Here is a 17,380-nt window from a genome sequence, read left to right on the forward strand (position 1 = left end):
CCTCATTTGGTGGGTCATAGCCTTGTGCGCGCGAGGACGCGTACTCTAACGGCTTCCCAGTTTAAAAATTGGTTCTCACTTTTTAGTGATAAAACAAGTTGTAACTTGCCCTAACACAAAAAGGCCGCTGATTATAAGTTAATCAGCGGCCTTTTTCAAGCTTATTGCCAAAATATTAAACGATTTTGGCAGCTTTAATTTTTTACTTACTTGTCTTGCTCAACTTGACCAAATTCAAGGTCAACAGGTGTCGAACGACCGAAGATAAGAACAGACACTTTCACGCGGCTCTTCTCGTAATCAACTTCTTCAACAACACCGCTGAAGTCAGCAAATGGACCATCGATAACACGAACAACTTCGCCTGGCTCGAATAATGTAGCTGGCTTAGGTGCTTCAGAGTTCTCTTGAAGACGGTTTAAGATGCGGTCAGCTTCTTTTTGGCTAATTGGTGCTGGACGATCAGACGTACCACCAATGAAGCCCATAACACGAGCAGTGCTGTTCACTAGGTGCCAGCTTGCATCGTTCATGTCCATTTGAACTAGTACGTAACCTGGGAAGAATTTACGCTCAGACTTACGCTTTTGGCCAGCGCGCATCTCAACAACTTCTTCAGTTGGTACTAATACTTCACCAAAACTATCTTCCAAACCTTCGATCTTGATGTGCTCAAGAATAGTTTGTGCTACACGCTTCTCGTAACCAGAGAAAGCTTGTACTACGTACCAACGTAGTTTCTTTTCGTTCTTCTCATCCGACATGGGATTAGATCTCCAATCCAGTTAAAAAGCCTACTGCGCGGAATAAAATGCCATCTAATCCCCAAAGGATAAGCGCCATAATCACAGTTGCAACCATTACAATTAATGTCGTATGTGTTGTTTCTTGGCGAGTTGGCCACACAACTTTACGTACTTCGATACGTGCTTCTTTTGCAAACGCAAGAAAAGTACGACCTTTTTCAGTTAGTGAGGCAATGCCTAAACCAGCTGCAACAGCAACCACTACACCAATAGCACGTAATAATACAGATTGGTCTGCATACATGTGGTTACCAACGACTGCGCCTGCTAGTAGCGCAATTGCTACAATCCACTTTACTGAATCCATCGCACTTGATGGTGTTTCTACATTCGTGCTCATAATATTTTTACCTTAACTACAGACACAACAACCCTGCGCTCTGGCAGGGTTAATCCATTAAAATCTAAACTTAAAAACTGACTTGTTTAAACCGATTTTTAATTTCAGACTTAGCACACATTGTGTAAAAAGTGGCAGGGGCGGAGAGATTCGAACTCCCAACCGTCGGTTTTGGAGACCGCTGTTCTACCAATTGGAACTACGCCCCTGCAAAGTGGATGCCTATTATACTTACGCAATTCATTAACACAAGAGTAAAAGATACCCATTAGTTAAAATCTCATCAGTTCGTTTAAAAATCAATATTAACATTGATTAAAAAGCAGTTTATCATAAACCCATTACAGGAACATAAAACAACATGGATCAGTGTGCTGCTATTAAAATCCCCTTTTAATATTGTATTGTTATGCCTCATTTTGTTGATGGCTAATCAGAGTAGTGCCCGTTCTTTACACCTTAGCACTTTTAATAGTCAGCAGGGCCTGAGCCAAAATTCAATCACTTGCAGCATCACTGACCAACAAGGTTTTTTATGGTTTGCCACACAAGGTGGCTTAAATCGCTTTGATGGTTATGAATTTAAGCGTTTTAAAGCTAACAGCGATGATAAAAGCATTTCAGGGAATTGGATTACAGGCTGTGTTAGAGATAGTAAAAACCAGCTATGGTTTTCGACTGCAAGCAAAGGGCTTAATAGACTCAACCCTAAAACCGGTCTGTTTGAGGTGTTTTCTACACACCATAATGAAAGCCTAAGTGAAGATAAAATTTGGTCTATGGCGTTAGCTAAAGACGATGTTATGTGGCTTGGCCACGAACACGGTAAATTAACCCGTTTTGATGTATCAAATAATAGCTTTACACACTTTCACTATGAATCAGCGCAGCCACTGGTTCGAGACATTGTTATTACCGATGAACTAATTTGGCTTGCCACAGATAAAGGGCTTATTTCATTTAACTCAAGCACTGAGCAATTTACTCAGCATGCTCAGATCTCCGTGCCGCTCTGGCATCTCAAATTGCTTAATGACGAAAAGCTGCTAATTGGTGCTAAAAAAGGTCTTTATATATTAAATTTAGCAACGCAAAGTAGTGAAAAAATCGAACAGTTTAATGGAACCTGGGTAACAGACAGCCTCGTTGACCAACAGCAAAACCTTTGGCTTACAAGCTATGGGCAAGGACTCTACTTTTTGCCTGCTGGTGCTGACTTACAAAAGCAATTCACTCAACATCGTCATGACAAACAAAACTCCAATGGCTTAAGCAGCGACTATTTGCTTTCTCTTTATCAAGACTCGCAAGGTATTATTTGGCTGGGCACAGACGGCTATGGTGTGCACCGCTATGATCCTAAGCAGCAACAGTTCTCTCATCAATTAAAAACCTCTCAAGCAAATTCGTTAAGTCATAACTTTGTCCGTTCAATAGTTAAAAGAGCCAATGGTGAGATCTGGGTTGGTACCCGTGATGGACTCAATCGCAAAACAACATCAGGTTATCAGCACTTTAAAGACGCCCTAACCAATAACAATATATTTGCCCTTCACGAAGACGCTAACCAGCAGTTATGGATAGGTACGTACGGAGGCGGCTTAATAAAGTATCAAGACAGCCTTGATGAGTTTACAGCTTTCACCATGCAAAGCCACCAGCTAGCCAGTGACCGTGTTTACGCAATTACCAGCGACAAAACAGGTGCGCTTTGGCTTGGTAGTAACCAAGGCCTAACCCGTTTCGAGCCTGCCTCTGCCAAAGTAACTCACTATAAGTACAGTGATACGCAAAATAGCCTTGCCAACAACACCGTATTTACTTTGGCTTATGATAATAAAGAGCATGCACTGTGGATTGGTACCCGAGCAGGACTCAATAAACTCGATATATCAACAGAGCAATTTAGTTTATTAGATGAACAAAGCTCTGGTGAGACAGGGCTTAGCCACAATATGGTTACCTCTTTATTACTCAGTGAAGACAGCATTTGGGTTGGCACCATGCAAGGCTTGAATGAAGTTAACAAGCGTACCCTCACAGTGAAACACATTACTGAACAGCAAGGTTTAGCTAACGACAACATTTTTGACATTCTTACCGATAAACAAGACATGCTTTGGCTTGCAACCAATGGCGGACTCAGTCGCTACAACCCCAGCACGCAGCAAATGCAGCAGTTTCTGCCAGAAGACGGCATTCAGCATCAATCATTTATATTAGGTGCGAGCTTTCAAGCTGACGATGGCGAGTTATTTTTTGGTGGTATTAATGGCTACAATCATTTTTACCCTGAGCAACTAACCTTATCGCACACACCCCCTACGCCAGTGTTAACTGAGTTATTACTTAATAACCAAACAATTAAAAGTAATCATTTTGATAAGCAAACCAATACCCTTGCTAGTGCAACTCAGACATTCTCGTTTGCAAAATCAGCGGGGGTTATCGGTTTTAAATTTAGTGCATTAAAAAATGGTGCGACTCCAAAACATTATCAATATGGCTACAAGCTAGCTGGCTTTGATGAGCAATTTTTATATACCGATGCATCCCTTAGACAAATTAACTATCCACAGCTGCCTGCTGGTCACTACCAGTTATTGCTAAAAGCAAAAGATCAATATGGTCAATGGAGTGACAGTACACAGCTGTTAGAACTTACTGTTGTGCCTCCTTGGTGGCAAACTAAACTAGCCTACTGTATTTACTTTGTGTTTGCTTTAGCACTGACTTGGCTTGTGTTAAATGCCTTGTACAAGCGCAAACTAGCAGAGCAAGAGAAGCAAACCGAAATTGAGCTAAACAAATTAAAAGACCAGTTTTTAGATAACATTAGCCACGAACTCAAAACACCACTTAGCTTAATACTCGCTCCGATCAGTCAATTGCAGCGAAGCAATGCCGATCCAAAAGCTCAAACGCAACTAGCCAGTATTAAACGAAACTGCCAACGCTTACTAGAGCTAATCAATCAACTTTTACAATTGAGTCAACGCCCAAGCACGGCAATTTACACTGTCAGCCCCTATTCTATTACGCCATTTTTAACAGATTTAGTGGCGGATTTCAGGCCTCTGTATGAGCAAAAACAGCTGCAATTTAGCTTCACTGACACCACCACTACAGCACTTAAGATTAACCTTGCTCCTGAACATGCTCACTCGATTTTTAGTAATCTGATAAGCAACGCTCTTAAGTACACCCCTGCAGGTGGCACAGTCGACATTCACCTTAGTGAAGTACAACAAGCGTTAAAGTTTAAAATTACTGATACCGGTGTGGGTATTGCCAGTGAGCATCAGCAGTCGATTTTTCAGCGCTTTACTCGCTTAACATCGTCAGAAGCAGGAAGTGGTATTGGCCTGAGCTTAGTAAAACAACTCGTTGAACAATACGGTGGTTCTATCAGTGTAAGCAGTAAAATCGCTGAAGGTAGCTGCTTTACTGTGTCATTACCTATGATTGAAAGTGCTGATAATCAAGCCAGTAGCGCTATGCAAGTTCATACCTCACAACCAACACTGCTGATTGTTGAAGATAATGAGGAAATGGCAGAGCTACTCCTTTCTTTATTTAATAAAGAGTTTAACTGTATCTGTGCAACTGATGGTCAGCAAGCTCTCGACCTTTGCCAGTCAAACTTACCTGAGCTCATTATTAGTGATGTGATGATGCCAAATATGGATGGTTATCAATTATTAGCAGCACTGCGTTCAAACCCAGCCACCAGCCACATTCCGGTATTATTACTTTCTGCTAAAGCAGATACCCACAGCCGCTTAAAGGGGCTGGATTTATTAGCTGATGATTTTTTGAGTAAACCTTTTGAACCTACTCTACTAGTTAGCAGAGTAAAAGGACTGCTTAATCTGAGACAAATTTTAAACCAACACCTAACAGCACAACTGGCAGCTCCTCTGAATAGTGATACAGCCGCTGTAACAGTACAAAATAAAGATTATTCCTTCACTGAAAAGCTTAAGCAGACAGTACAAGCACACTACCAAGATGAAAGCTTTTCGGTTGAACAATTAGCCTCTGCGTTATGTTTAAGCTCACGAGCTCTGCAACTAAAAATGAAAGCCTTGTACTCACAAACACCTTCTGATTATTTGCGCAATACTCGCTTAGAGTTTGCAAAAAAACAGCTAATCGATAGCGCGTTAGCAATTGGTCAAGTCGCGGAGCAAGCAGGTTTTAGTTCACAAAGCTATTTTGCCCGAAGCTTTAAGAGCTATGTTGGCTTATCACCAAAACAGTATCGAGAAAAACATCAAAAACATGCCGAATTTCGCATCAGTGAATAAAGTTTTCGCCTGAGTGCTATTAATAAAACACTGATTTTTATAGCTTATCCATACAAACGTCAATAACAACAAAGCCCATAGTGCGGCGTTATTTACTGCATGAGATATAAGTTAAGGAAAGTCATATGCTCACCAAAACACACAAAGCAATTTCGATTACGTTACTTGCTGCGGCACTGACTGCATGCCAGAGTACTTCGACAACCACCAGCAATACCAATAGCCCAGATATAAACGAAGTTGCACAGCAGCAATACAATGGCCCAAAAGCTCGGATCGCTGTTGCTCGCTTTACTGATAAATCAAACGATTCACGTTGGTGGCGTAAAGAAATTGGTGAAGGTATGGCCGATCAACTTACAACCGCATTAGTTAGCACCAATCGCTTTATTGTTTTAGAGCGACAAGCACTTGATGCCGTATTATCAGAACAAGACCTTGCTGTGTCAGGCCGTGTGAGTGCAGCTTCTGGTGCTGCGTATGGTGAAATAGAGGGAGCCGAAATTGTTGTGGTTGCCGCAGTCACAGAGTTTGATGATGACAACTCAGGCACTCGTGTCGGCAGTGGTGGCTTTATCGGTGATGTATTTAGCTCGGTATCGGCGGGTTTTTCAAGTTCGCACATGGCGATAGATTTACGCTTAATCGACACGCGTACTTCTCGTATTTTAGCCGCTACCAGTGTTGAGGGCGGCAGTAAAGATTTTGACTTTACATCTGCTGCTACCAATTTTGGTGGCGCACTCGTTGGTGGTAACTTAAGTAGCTGGTCAAACACACCAAAAGAAAAAGCATTGCGCGAAGTGATCGTAAAAGCTGTTGAGTTTTTAGAGTCAAAAGTGCCAACAACTTATTATCGCTATAATAGTGATAACACCATTGCAGCTGGCCATACAGCCCCTGCACCACTAAAAGTAACCGCAGCTGCAGCTCCTGCTAAAGCGCCAGTAGCATCGGTTAGTGTTCCAACTCACAGAATGCCTTACTACGAAAAAACAGACTTAGCGATGTCACGACTGAACTTGGTTTGTTTGGGTTATTTGAAAAGGCAGCCTCACTACGAAGAATATGAAATAGAAGACGTAGAGTACGATCAAGCAACGGTGATTGCGCTCACTGAGTATCAGCAAGAAAAAAAGCTGAAAGTGACTGGCCTTGCTGATGAGACAACTAAAAAGTCTCTTGATGATTCAGGGTGTATTGCCAAAACAAACAAATCAAGTTTAGAAAGCTTTGGCAGTATGTTTAAATTTAACTAAGCAAACTAACAGCCAGTGCCCGCACTGACTGTTTAAAACCTTAGTTATAAAATTTGTAATAACTCACCACGATAAAAATCACATAACAACCAAATTTGTTGAAATGGATGATGCTTAGGCACATCAAGGTGAGTAAGTACTGACTTAAAATCATCAAGATGCCATATAGTACTGGCATTTCGAATTAATAACCAAGGCTGAGTAGACTCGTAGTGTTTCTTAGCTTTTTGTGCCAGCAAGCGATGTAAAGCACAGTGCAAACGCTCGTTACTCGGTGCTAAAGCCATTTCAGCAAGATCTCGTTGCATTGAGATAGACAGCGGCCGACCTAACACCGCCATTGCCTCTGTTTCGCTGGCATATAAATGTGCAACTTCAATATCAAGCCGTTCATCACCTTTGTAACAACTCACGTCTGGTTTGCTCGGCGTGTTATGCCAAATATTGCGCATACTTACGCCAAACTGCTTTTCGTAACAGCGCAAAAACAATTTTGCTGCACCATGCTCGAGCGCTATTTTTTCTTGTTCACTTTCACGATTCATTTAATGTTGCATACACATCTTTTAATAACCCAGAAGCGCCAAAACGAAATAGCTCAGGTTGTAAATACGCTTCACCCATAATTGACTCAGCTAGGGCTAAATACTCAGCAGCATCGGTGACTGTTCTGACCCCGCCTGCCGCCTTAAAACCAACCTTTTTGCCACTCGCTTTTATAGTGCTTAACATGATGTCTGTTGCAGCTAGCGTTGCATTAACAGCCACTTTACCGGTACTGGTTTTAACAAAGTCAGCGCCGCCATCAATTGCCAGCTTTGTTGCTGTTGCAATGAGGTCATCGCTTAATTCGCCACTTTCGATAATGACTTTAAGCTGCGCTTGAGTGCCACATGCCTCTTTTGACGCTTTGACATACTCTAAAACTTTGCGCTCATCACCGGCAATTAGCGATTTATAAGGGATCACTAAATCAATTTCATCAGCGCCGCGCTCAATGGCAAACAGGGTTTCATTTAACACTTGCTCTAACGATTGCTCCCCACTAGGAAAGTTAGTAACTGTAGCCACTTTGACTTGCTGTAGTTCGCGCTCAGCGAGAGCAAGCTTTGCATCGCTAACAAACTGGCTATACACACAAACCGCTGCAGGAATGCCTAACGTTGGCTCAATACTGGCAACCAAGTTATTAATGGTTTGTGTTGTGTCGCTGTCATTCAGAGTTGTTAAGTCCATCAGTGCCACCGCTTGGGCAGCGCTTGTTTGCATTTTAGTCATAGTTCTTATAGTTGTGTTGCCATATTAGTGACCTATAGTAGCAAATTTTTATCATTCGGCTATAAATCATAACTAATCACCATAAGGCTGCTTATTTACTTGTAACTCGCCGCAATCCCTTGTTAACTAAGTCTTAAGCCAAAACAAACCACCTGGTATAACTTTTAGTTATATAAACTTGGTTTTAATTATTTTTTACTTTTTTTAGAGCACTATATTCTGCTTGCCTGCAATAAGCAGTTTCTTGATGTGTTTTAGGGGTGAGAACAAAGTGCAATATTTACCAATCTTTACCAAATTAGACGACAAACCTGTGCTGGTAGTCGGCGGTGGAGATGTTGCGTTACGCAAATGCCGCGCATTTTTAAAAGCGCGTGCTCATGTGACGCTAGTCGCCCCTGAATTTTGTGATGAACTGCGAGAACTTGCTGAGAAAGGTGATGTAACACTCATTAACGACTTTTTCAAAGAACAGTATTTAGATCAGCAAATGCTGGTAATCGCTGCAACTGATATAGACAGCGTTAACAAAGATGTGTTCGAACTTGCTAATGCGCGCAATATTTTCGTTAACGTGGTGGATGATCAATCTAAGTGCAGCTTTATTTTTCCATCAATTGTTGACCGTGATCCAATCACAATTGCAATTTCAAGCGCAGGCACAGCGCCGGTATTAGCACGTCGTTTACGCGAAAAACTCGAAACGCTTATTCCACAGCATATTGGTCCACTCGCTACATTAGTTGGTAGCTTTCGTGACAAAGTAAAACAACGCTTTAAACACTTTGCCGATCGTCGCCAGTTTTGGGAAGGCGTATTTGATTCATCAGTTGTAAGTAAAGTGCAAGCGGGTAATACCGAAGCTGCAACAGCGCAGTTAGAGCAACTGTTAGATGCAAAGCCAGAGCCTGAAGGCGAAGTGTATGTTGTTGGTGCAGGCCCAGGTGACCCAGAGCTATTAACACTAAAAGCACTGCAGTTAATGCAACAAGCCGACGTAGTTGTATATGATTACTTGGTTTCTGATGAAATTATGGATTTAGTTCGCCGTGATGCCGACCTAGTTTGCGTAGGTAAACGTTTAGGCGATCATAGCGTGGCGCAAGAAGATACCAATCAGATGTTGGTCGATTTTGCCAAGCAAGGCAAAAAAGTATGCCGTATTAAAGGTGGCGATCCGTTTATTTATGGTCGTGGTGGTGAAGAAGTACAAGTTCTTGCCGCGAATAAAGTACGTTACCAAATCGTACCGGGTATTACTGCTGCTGCAGGCTGTAGCGCTTATGCCGGTATTCCACTTACTCACAGAGATCATGCGCAAGCCATTCAGTTTGTAACAGGTCACTGTAAAAAAGATGGTCAAGAATTAGATTGGCAGTCACTCGCCAAGCCAAATCAGACCTTAGCGATTTATATGGGCGTGATTAAATCACCACATATTCAAGCACAACTATTAAAACATGGCCGCGGTGCAGATACCCCCGTTGCCATTATCGAAAATGGCACACGTAAAGAACAACGTGTGGTAACAGGGCAATTAGGTGAGCTGGCCGACTTGATTTCGCGCCATAGCATTATTTCACCCGCCCTATTAATTATTGGTGAAGTTGCATCATTGCACCATCAGCTTGCATGGTTTGGTCAAACAGAACAAACCAGCAGCTTTGCCCAGCCAATTACTGGCGTAGCTTAATTTAACTTTTAATCATTTTAGTAGGACGACTAACAATGGCTTTAACACACCTTCAGCAATTAGAAGCTGAAAGTATCAAAATCATGCGCGAAGTTGCTGCTGAGTTTGAAAACCCGGTGATGCTTTACTCAATCGGTAAAGATTCATCTGTGTTATTACACTTAGCGCGTAAAGCGTTTTATCCAGCAAAGATCCCATTTCCACTTTTACACGTTGACACCAACTGGAAGTTTAAGGAAATGATCGCGTTTCGTGACCGCCTAGCTAAAGAGTATGGCTTTGATTTAATCGTCCACAAAAACCCTGAAGGGTTAGAGATTGATATCAATCCATTTGTTCACGGCTCGGCAAAGCACACCGACATCATGAAAACGCAAGGCTTAAAACAAGCGTTAGATAAATACGGCTTTGATGCTGCGTTTGGTGGTGCACGTCGTGACGAAGAGAAATCACGTGCTAAAGAGCGTGTTTACTCATTCCGTGATAAACATCACAGATGGGATCCAAAAAACCAACGTCCAGAGCTTTGGAATACGTACAACAGCCAAGTTAACCCGGGTGAAAGCATTCGTGTATTTCCGTTATCTAACTGGACTGAGCTGGATATTTGGCAGTATATCTACCAAGAAAACATTGAAATGGTTCCTCTTTACCTTGCCAAAGAGCGCCCTGTTGTTGAGCGTAACGGCACGCTAATCATGGTTGATGATGAGCGTATGCCATTAGAAGAAGGCGAAGTACCGCAAATGAAGTCGGTACGTTTTCGTACTCTTGGTTGCTACCCGCTTACGGGTGCTGTGGAATCAACAGCAGGTACCTTAACTGAAATTATTGAAGAAATGCTGCTTTCAACCTCTTCTGAGCGTGAAGGCCGCGTGATTGATCACGACTCTGCAGGTTCAATGGAAAAGAAAAAACGTGAGGGCTATTTCTAATGTCTAAAACAAACGACACGATTAATGAAGTAAGAGAGTTAGGCATCGACGCCTACCTTGCTCGCCAACAAGACAAAAGCCTTTTACGCATGCTGACCTGTGGTAGTGTGGATGACGGTAAATCAACGCTGATTGGCCGCCTTTTACATGACAGTCACCAAATTTATGAAGACCAACTTGCAGCCCTGCATAAAGACAATGAAAAAGTCGGTAATGCCGGTGAAGAGCTTGATTTAGCACTTCTTGTAGATGGTCTTCAAGCAGAGCGTGAGCAAGGTATTACCATTGACGTTGCTTATCGTTACTTCTCAACAGCAAAACGTAAGTTCATTATTGCTGATACACCAGGACATGAGCAGTACACGCGTAACATGGTAACCGGCGCATCAACCAGTGATGTGGCGATTATCTTAGTTGATGCGCGTTACGGCGTACAAGTACAAACTAAGCGTCATAGCTTTATCTGTGACTCATTAGGTATTAAGCAGTTTGTTGTTGCTATCAACAAGATGGATATCGTCGATTTCGATGAAACCGTATACGAAAAAATCAAAGCCGACTACCTTAAGTTTGCAGATCAACTAAACGTTACTAATATCAAGTTTGTGCCTATGTCAGCACTAAAAGGTGACAACGTAGTTACACGCTCAGAGCACACACCTTATTACACAGATAAACCACTGCTTGAGTTACTTGAAGACTCACCAGCGGCTGAAATTGATAACGGGTTTGAAGCGCGTCTTCCGGTGCAATATGTAGTACGCCCTAACTTAGACTTCCGTGGCTTCCAAGGCACTCTAACGTCTGGCAAGTTCAGCGTGGGTGATGCTGTAAAAGTATTACCATCAGGTAAAAGCTCAAGCATCAAAGAGATTGTCACTTTCGATGGCAACTTAGATACCGCTGAAGCAGGCCAAGCAATCACTTTAACGTTAAACGACGAAATTGATATCAGCCGTGGCGATGTGATTGTACCAGCCGCTTCAAAAGCTGCTGTAACAAACCGTATTCAAGCTAAACTAGTATGGATGCATGAAGCACCGTTAGTATTAGGTAAAAGCTATAACTTTAAATTAGGCAGCAAAAACACCTCGGCAGTGGTAAGAAAAATCGATCACACGATTGATGTAAATACCCTTGAGCATGGTCAAGCTGATTCATTACAACTTAACGAAATTGCAATTGTAACCTTAGAGCTTACAGAAACAATTTTGGCTGATGAGTACCACAATAATCATGAAACAGGTGCGTTTATCCTAATTGACCGCTTATCAAACCTAACCGTTGCGGCAGGTATGATTGAGCAATTACTTAGCATTGAAGAACAACAAAGTAGCTTTAGCGACTTTGAAGTTGAATTTAACGCTTTAGTACGCAAGCACTTCCCTCATTGGCAAGCGCTTGATATAACTAAGCTTAAATAACCACTATTCGCCTGTTATAGGAAGTAAAAAGCATGTATCAACAGCTGGTATTAACAGGCATTATGCTGGTATTAGTGGGGTGCCTTTTTGGCACTCGACTAAAACCTGCATGGTTATTTGTCGGCGCCATTGGTATTAGTTATTTAGCAGGGCTAATAAGCCTTGAAGATATGCTAATTAACTATGCAAACCCTTCTTTAATCACTCTTATTCTACTTGTACTCGTTTCGATAGCTGTAGAAAAAACCACGTTAGTGCAAAAGCTTGCTCAGTCTCTTTCGAAAGGCAGCCTGACAAGTTCGGTGACCAAGCTTGGTTTATCAACCGCCTTTTTATCATCATTTACCAATAATACTGCGGTAGTGGCATCGCTGATCAGTGCGATAAAAGAAAGCCCAACACATTCACCGTCTAAACTTTTATTGCCTTTATCATACACCGCCATTTTAGGTGGCACGATCACCCTGATTGGCACCTCAACCAATTTAATTGTTAATGGCTTTGCCGTTGAAGCGGGCATGGAGCCGCTTGGCTTTTTTGATTTTACCTTGATTGGCTTAGGCGCACTGAGCGTTGGCCTTATCACTATTTTAGTGATGCTCAAGTATTTACCAGATAACGGTAAAAACGACCAAGAAGTAGTGCCCTTTTACCTTGAAGGTAAAGTAGAAGCAGGCTCAAAACTTATTGGTAAAAGTGTTGAGGAAAATGGCCTTCGTGAATTAAAAGACTTGTTCTTAGCCGAAATAATCCGCGGTGATAAACGTATTTGTGCGGTTACCCCAAAACAAGTTATCAAAGAAGGTGACGTATTACTTTTTGTAGGTGATATAAAGTCAGTACCTCTGCTCACCCAATTTGACGGCTTAAAAGTTGTGCACGACAAACATGAGAAAGACGTTGAGCACCTAGTTGAAGTTGTTGTTAGCCATTCTTCAAAATACATTGGTAAAACAATTAAAGAAGTTCGCTTTCGTGAACAATTTCATGCTGCCGTTATTGCTATTCGCCGCGGCCATGACCGTTTACAAGGTGGTTTGGGTAAAGTTCAGTTGCAAGCTGGTGACTCGCTGATCCTAGCGCCTGGCAAAGAGTTTTACTCGCTACCTAATTTAAAACGTGAGTTCGTTTATATTTCAGGTCTTGATTTACAAACCCATTTAAAACCTAAGCAATCAAATATTGTGTTAGCAAGTTTTGCAGCCGTATTGGGGTTAAGTATTGTTGGCCTCGTTCCCTTAGTGAAAGGCCTACTCGTTCTTCTTATCGGTTTAATGCTAACGGGTACAATCAAGCTAAGTGAAGTAAAACGTCGTTTTCCAATTGAGTTACTCGCAGTAGTGGGTAGTGCTATTGGCCTTGCCAAACTCATGATAGGCACAGGCCTTGCCGGTGAAATTTCATCAGCCATGTTATACGTATTAGGTGATTTTGGGCCTTACGGGGCATTTATCGCAATATTCTTGATGACGGTTTTGTTTACCGAACTCATTACCAATAATGCCGCTGCCGCGCTTTCATTTCCGGTAGCGTATGCACTCGCCGTTGGTTTTGATGTATCACCGTTGCCTTTTATTATGGCTGTCGCATTTGGTGCATCAGCGAGTTTCATTTCGCCATTTGGTTATCAAACTAACTTGATGGTTTACAGTGCGGGAAATTACCGCCTTAAAGATTACATTGCCATGGGCTTACCTTTATCGATTATTTACTCGATTACGGTTTTAACACTCATACCGCTGGTATTCCCATTTCAATAACGAGAGTAAAGACAATGGATGAAAATATCGTTTGGCATAATTACGCCATTAGCAAATCACAGCGTAGTGAGCAAAAAAAGCATAAGCCAACCATTTTATGGTTCACAGGTTTTTCAGGCTCAGGCAAAAGCACTGTTGCAAACGCACTAGAAAGCGCATTACACCAATTAGGTGTTCACACCTACCTACTCGATGGCGACAATGTGCGTCATGGCTTGTGTAAAGATCTTGGCTTTACTGATGAAGACCGCGTAGAAAACATTCGCCGCGTCGGTGAAACGGCAAAGCTGATGGTCGATGCCGGTCTTGTGGTATTAACCGCATTTATTTCGCCATTCCAAAGCGAACGCGATATGGTAAGAAACTTAGTAGAGGATGGTGAGTTTATTGAGGTATTTTTAGATACCCCGCTCGACGTGTGTGAAACACGCGACCCTAAAGGGCTTTATAAAAAAGCCCGTGCAGGTGAAATTAAGCACTTCACAGGTATCGACTCAGACTATCAAATCCCTACATCGCCAGAAATTAAAATCGATACCAGTAAAAACACCCTAGACCAATCGGTGCAAGAGCTGGTAGCGTATTTAAAACAACAGCAAATTATAGGTTAAGTCATGAATCAAACGGAACTGCTAGAAGAAATCTTACTCCTCGCACGCCAAGCCGGCAGTGCAATAATGGGGATTTACGAAAAGGACTTTAATGTTGAGTACAAAGCTGATGAAAGCCCAGTGACCGACGCCGACCTAGCAGCTCACAAAGTGATTGTGAATGGCTTACAACATCTCACCCCTGATGTACCAATTCTAAGTGAAGAAAGCGCTGATATTAGCTGGGATATCCGTCAAACTTGGCAACGCTACTGGTTAGTAGACCCAATTGATGGCACCAAAGAGTTCATTAAAAAGAATGGCGAGTTTACAGTGAACATTGCCTTGATTGAAAAAGGTAAACCAGTATTAGCTGTTGTCGATGCACCAGCATTAGGTGTGTCGTATATTGCCGCAGAAGCAATTGGTGCCTTTAAAGATAAAGGTGATGAGCGCATTGAACTTAAGGTAACCCGTAAACCAAATAAAGGGCTTATCCGTGTTGTCGGCAGCCGTTCACACCCTTCTCCTGATCTAGCTGAATTTGTAAAACAGTTTGAAGATGTAGAAATGGTTTCAAAGGGCAGCTCGCTAAAACTTTGTCTTGTTGCCGAAGGGAGTGCTGATATATACCCACGCCTTGGCCCAACCTGTGAGTGGGATACCGGAGCAGGTCATGCGATTGCCGAAATAGCAGGCGCAACGGTTAGCAAACTCGATGGCAGCCCACTACTGTATAACAGTAAAGAAGAGTATCTGAATCCGTATTTTGTCGTATCGGCATTACAGGACTAAAAGCATTCCGTTAAATACCGTAGGCTGGGTAGAGCGTAGCGAAACCCAGCGTCTCCCCTGTCATCGCAAAAAAAATATCAAAATTTCATATTCCCTACTTTATGACCACAATCATCTAGCCAATAAGTCCTTGTTCCTATAGTATTTTGCTCTCTCAAACTCATAAAGGAATAACCATGACGACTGTTGAAAAAGCAATTGAATCTGGCTACGAGGCCCAAATTAGCGCACTTTATAAAGCCCTTTCACAAGGAGTGCTTGCCGCTAATGGCGATGAAAGTGAAATCACTGCAGCTGAGGCACGTTTTAAGAAAGGTTTAGCATTTGCCGCAGATATTAAAGCTCGCGCACTTGCAGCAGCAGAATAAATACCACAACTGGGCTTTATAAATAAGCCCAACTTTCTTCTTTTGTAAGTCTCTCCTTACAGCATAGTTATTTAAATACAACGCTAAAACATGCATTCTAAGTCGCTTTTCTATATGCTGCGCGACAATTATTATTCTAATAGTGGAGTGCTAATGAACACACATCAAGATGCTATGCCGTATGATGCATCGACAACAAGTAGTAACTCAAAATGGAATCTTCATGACACCCAATGGGTATTAAGTTTATTTGGCACCGCAGTCGGTGCAGGGATTTTATTCTTACCAATTAATATCGGTATCGGCGGATTTTGGCCTTTGATTATCATGGCATGCCTTGCCTTTCCGATGACTTACTTAGCTCACAGAGGCTTAGCCCGATTTGTTTTATCATCAAAACAGCCTAAAGCAGACTTTACCGATGTAGTAGAAGAACACTTTGGCATTAACACCGGGCGCTTAATCTCTTTACTGTATTTTCTCTCTATCTTCCCTATTTTACTTATTTACGGTGTAGGATTAACCAACACTGTTGATAGCTTTATCGTTAATCAACTAGGTATGGAATCACCACCACGCGTACTGTTATCTGGTGTACTCGTTGGCGGTATGATCAGTTTAATGCTTGGTGGCGAAGCACTGATGTTACGTGCTTTTGCAATCCTTGTTTATCCGCTTGTCGCTATCTTGTTTTTCTTATCGATTTACCTGATCCCAAGCTGGCAAATGCCAGATGTGTCTGTCCCTGAGTTTTCAGGCTTTATGAAAACACTTTGGTTATCAATACCTATCATTGTATTCTCATTTAGCCACGCAGCTGCGATCTCAAGCTTTGTGCATGTACAACGTGCTCACTACGGCAATAATGCTAAAATGAAGTCAGAAGCAATTCTAAAGCGTACTAGCCTACTATTAATCGTGTTTGTTTTACTGTTTGTATTCTCGTGTGTGCTGTCACTATCTACTGAACAAATGGTACAAGCAAAAGCTGATAACGTGTCTATCTTGTCATTCCTTGCCAATATTACAGATAACTCGTTTATTGCGACCTTAGGGCCATTAGTAGCCTTTATCGCGATTACATCTTCATTCTTAGGTCACTTCTTAGGTGCCCGTGAGAGCTTCAACGGCCTTGTTAGTAAGCAAGCCCATATGAACCCTAAACTCGTTGATAAGATTGGCACTGTTATCATGTTCTTTGCTATTTGGTATTGCTCAGTGATCAACCCAAGTATTTTAGACATGATGGATCAGCTGTCAGGCCCTATCATCGCCATGATCCTTTTCATCATGCCAATGATTGCCGTTTATAAAGTACCTAGCTTACACAAATACAGAAACCGCTTAAGCACACTGTTCGTATTAACAGTTGGCTCTCTAGCCGTATTTGCGCTTATCTACAGCATGATTAAGTAATCCCATCATTGCTAGATATAGAAGCCCAGCCGGGAAACCGGCTGGGCTTTTTTGTTAGCAACTGGAAAGTTGGAAGGCGTGGCGTAGGTTGGGTAGAGCGCAGCGAAACCCAACAGCGTGGTAATTCGTCATGCACAATGCAGAGGTAAAGTTCATTAATAAAAGACGAATTAGCGCAAGGTGAAATAAGCCGTTTTAGAGATCGCTAACCTGTTAGACCAGTAGAGATTTTAAGAATTTTTAACCATGGGTTATGAAGAGGGTCATATGGATTATGTTGGGTTTCGCTCCTCTCTACCCAACCTACCTGGAGAATGAACAGGGTGAGCTTAGAATGACTCTGTACTAAACAACCCCACAGTTCAACTTTACCCTTGCTAACTTGTAATACCATTCCGCTTAAATA

15 protein-coding genes and 1 tRNA gene are annotated in these 17,380 nt (G+C 42.1%); 10 read left to right on the plus strand and 6 right to left on the minus strand.

The genetic code is table 11. The features are described from left to right. Positions 1 to 206: 206 nt before the first annotated feature. From nusG to CWB80_RS04170, 3 genes are all read right to left on the minus strand, one after another. On the minus strand, positions 207 to 764 hold the full coding sequence (nusG, locus tag CWB80_RS04160; RefSeq protein WP_054554826.1) for a transcription termination/antitermination protein NusG: 558 nt from the start codon (positions 762 to 764) through the stop codon (positions 207 to 209). 4 nt (positions 765 to 768) lie between these two features. Then, positions 769 to 1,146: a preprotein translocase subunit SecE gene (gene secE, locus CWB80_RS04165; RefSeq protein WP_036971579.1), complete on the minus strand. Its 378-nt coding sequence runs from the start codon at positions 1,144 to 1,146 to the stop codon at positions 769 to 771. 132 nt (positions 1,147 to 1,278) lie between these two features. After that, positions 1,279 to 1,355: transfer RNA gene (locus CWB80_RS04170), tRNA-Trp, on the minus strand. Between the two features lie 216 nt (positions 1,356 to 1,571). On the opposite strand from CWB80_RS04170, the gene CWB80_RS04175 reads away from it, so the two are divergent. Together CWB80_RS04175 and CWB80_RS04180 are read left to right on the plus strand one after the other, a co-directional pair. Continuing rightward, a complete protein-coding gene (locus CWB80_RS04175) occupies positions 1,572 to 5,456 on the plus strand; it encodes a hybrid sensor histidine kinase/response regulator transcription factor (RefSeq protein ID WP_249362512.1) in 3,885 nt (1,294 codons plus the stop codon). A 125-nt stretch (positions 5,457 to 5,581) separates the two neighbouring features. Then, positions 5,582 to 6,715, plus strand: coding sequence for a CsgG/HfaB family protein (locus CWB80_RS04180; protein WP_054554824.1), 1,134 nt, complete (start codon positions 5,582 to 5,584; stop codon positions 6,713 to 6,715). Positions 6,716 to 6,759: 44 nt separating this feature from the next. On the opposite strand, the gene CWB80_RS04185 is transcribed toward CWB80_RS04180, so the two are convergent. Then, positions 6,760 to 7,260, minus strand: coding sequence for a hypothetical protein (locus CWB80_RS04185; RefSeq protein ID WP_058586658.1), 501 nt, complete (start codon positions 7,258 to 7,260; stop codon positions 6,760 to 6,762). Further along, positions 7,250 to 7,993: a deoxyribose-phosphate aldolase gene (deoC, locus tag CWB80_RS04190; protein ID WP_138600943.1), complete on the minus strand. Its 744-nt coding sequence runs from the start codon at positions 7,991 to 7,993 to the stop codon at positions 7,250 to 7,252. Before deoC ends, CWB80_RS04185 begins: the two co-directional genes overlap by 11 nt. Positions 7,994 to 8,264: 271 nt before the next feature. Between deoC and cysG the strand changes: the two genes are divergently transcribed. The 8 genes from cysG to CWB80_RS04230 all read left to right on the plus strand — a co-directional run bounded on the left by cysG (position 8,265) and on the right by CWB80_RS04230 (position 16,974). Continuing rightward, the gene (cysG, locus tag CWB80_RS04195) at positions 8,265 to 9,686 is read left to right on the plus strand and encodes a siroheme synthase CysG (RefSeq protein WP_138600941.1); all 1,422 of its coding nucleotides are present in this window, start codon (positions 8,265 to 8,267) and stop codon (positions 9,684 to 9,686) included. A 35-nt stretch (positions 9,687 to 9,721) separates the two neighbouring features. Beyond that, entirely contained in the window at positions 9,722 to 10,621 is a 900-nt protein-coding gene (gene cysD / locus CWB80_RS04200) for a sulfate adenylyltransferase subunit CysD (RefSeq protein WP_054554821.1), read from the plus strand. After that, complete coding sequence (gene cysN / locus CWB80_RS04205) at positions 10,621 to 12,045, plus strand: sulfate adenylyltransferase subunit CysN (protein ID WP_054554820.1); 1,425 nt, start codon at positions 10,621 to 10,623, stop codon at positions 12,043 to 12,045. The genes cysD and cysN overlap by 1 nt, the downstream gene beginning before the upstream one ends. A gap of 32 nt (positions 12,046 to 12,077) precedes the next feature. Next, positions 12,078 to 13,805 (plus strand): SLC13 family permease, encoded by a 1,728-nt coding sequence (locus tag CWB80_RS04210; protein WP_054554819.1) that lies wholly within the window; start codon positions 12,078 to 12,080, stop codon positions 13,803 to 13,805. Positions 13,806 to 13,819: 14 nt separating this feature from the next. Continuing rightward, positions 13,820 to 14,416: an adenylyl-sulfate kinase gene (gene cysC, locus CWB80_RS04215; RefSeq protein WP_138600939.1), complete on the plus strand. Its 597-nt coding sequence runs from the start codon at positions 13,820 to 13,822 to the stop codon at positions 14,414 to 14,416. 3 nt (positions 14,417 to 14,419) lie between these two features. Continuing rightward, positions 14,420 to 15,190 carry a 3'(2'),5'-bisphosphate nucleotidase CysQ gene (cysQ, locus tag CWB80_RS04220; RefSeq protein WP_054554817.1) on the plus strand — a complete coding sequence of 257 codons (771 nt, stop codon included), beginning with the start codon at positions 14,420 to 14,422 and terminating at the stop codon, positions 15,188 to 15,190. A 176-nt stretch (positions 15,191 to 15,366) separates the two neighbouring features. After that, positions 15,367 to 15,558 carry a hypothetical protein gene (locus tag CWB80_RS04225; RefSeq protein WP_138600937.1) on the plus strand — a complete coding sequence of 64 codons (192 nt, stop codon included), beginning with the start codon at positions 15,367 to 15,369 and terminating at the stop codon, positions 15,556 to 15,558. Positions 15,559 to 15,711: 153 nt separating this feature from the next. Beyond that, entirely contained in the window at positions 15,712 to 16,974 is a 1,263-nt protein-coding gene (locus CWB80_RS04230) for an aromatic amino acid transport family protein (RefSeq protein WP_138600935.1), read from the plus strand. A 205-nt stretch (positions 16,975 to 17,179) separates the two neighbouring features. On the opposite strand, the gene CWB80_RS22715 is transcribed toward CWB80_RS04230, so the two are convergent. Beyond that, positions 17,180 to 17,380 (minus strand): hypothetical protein (locus CWB80_RS22715; protein ID WP_212751492.1); only part of this gene is annotated, 201 nt, incomplete at its 5' end.

It is taken from the genome of Pseudoalteromonas sp. S1650 (assembly GCF_005887195.1).
Classification (GTDB): Bacteria; Pseudomonadota; Gammaproteobacteria; order Enterobacterales; family Alteromonadaceae; genus Pseudoalteromonas; species Pseudoalteromonas simplex.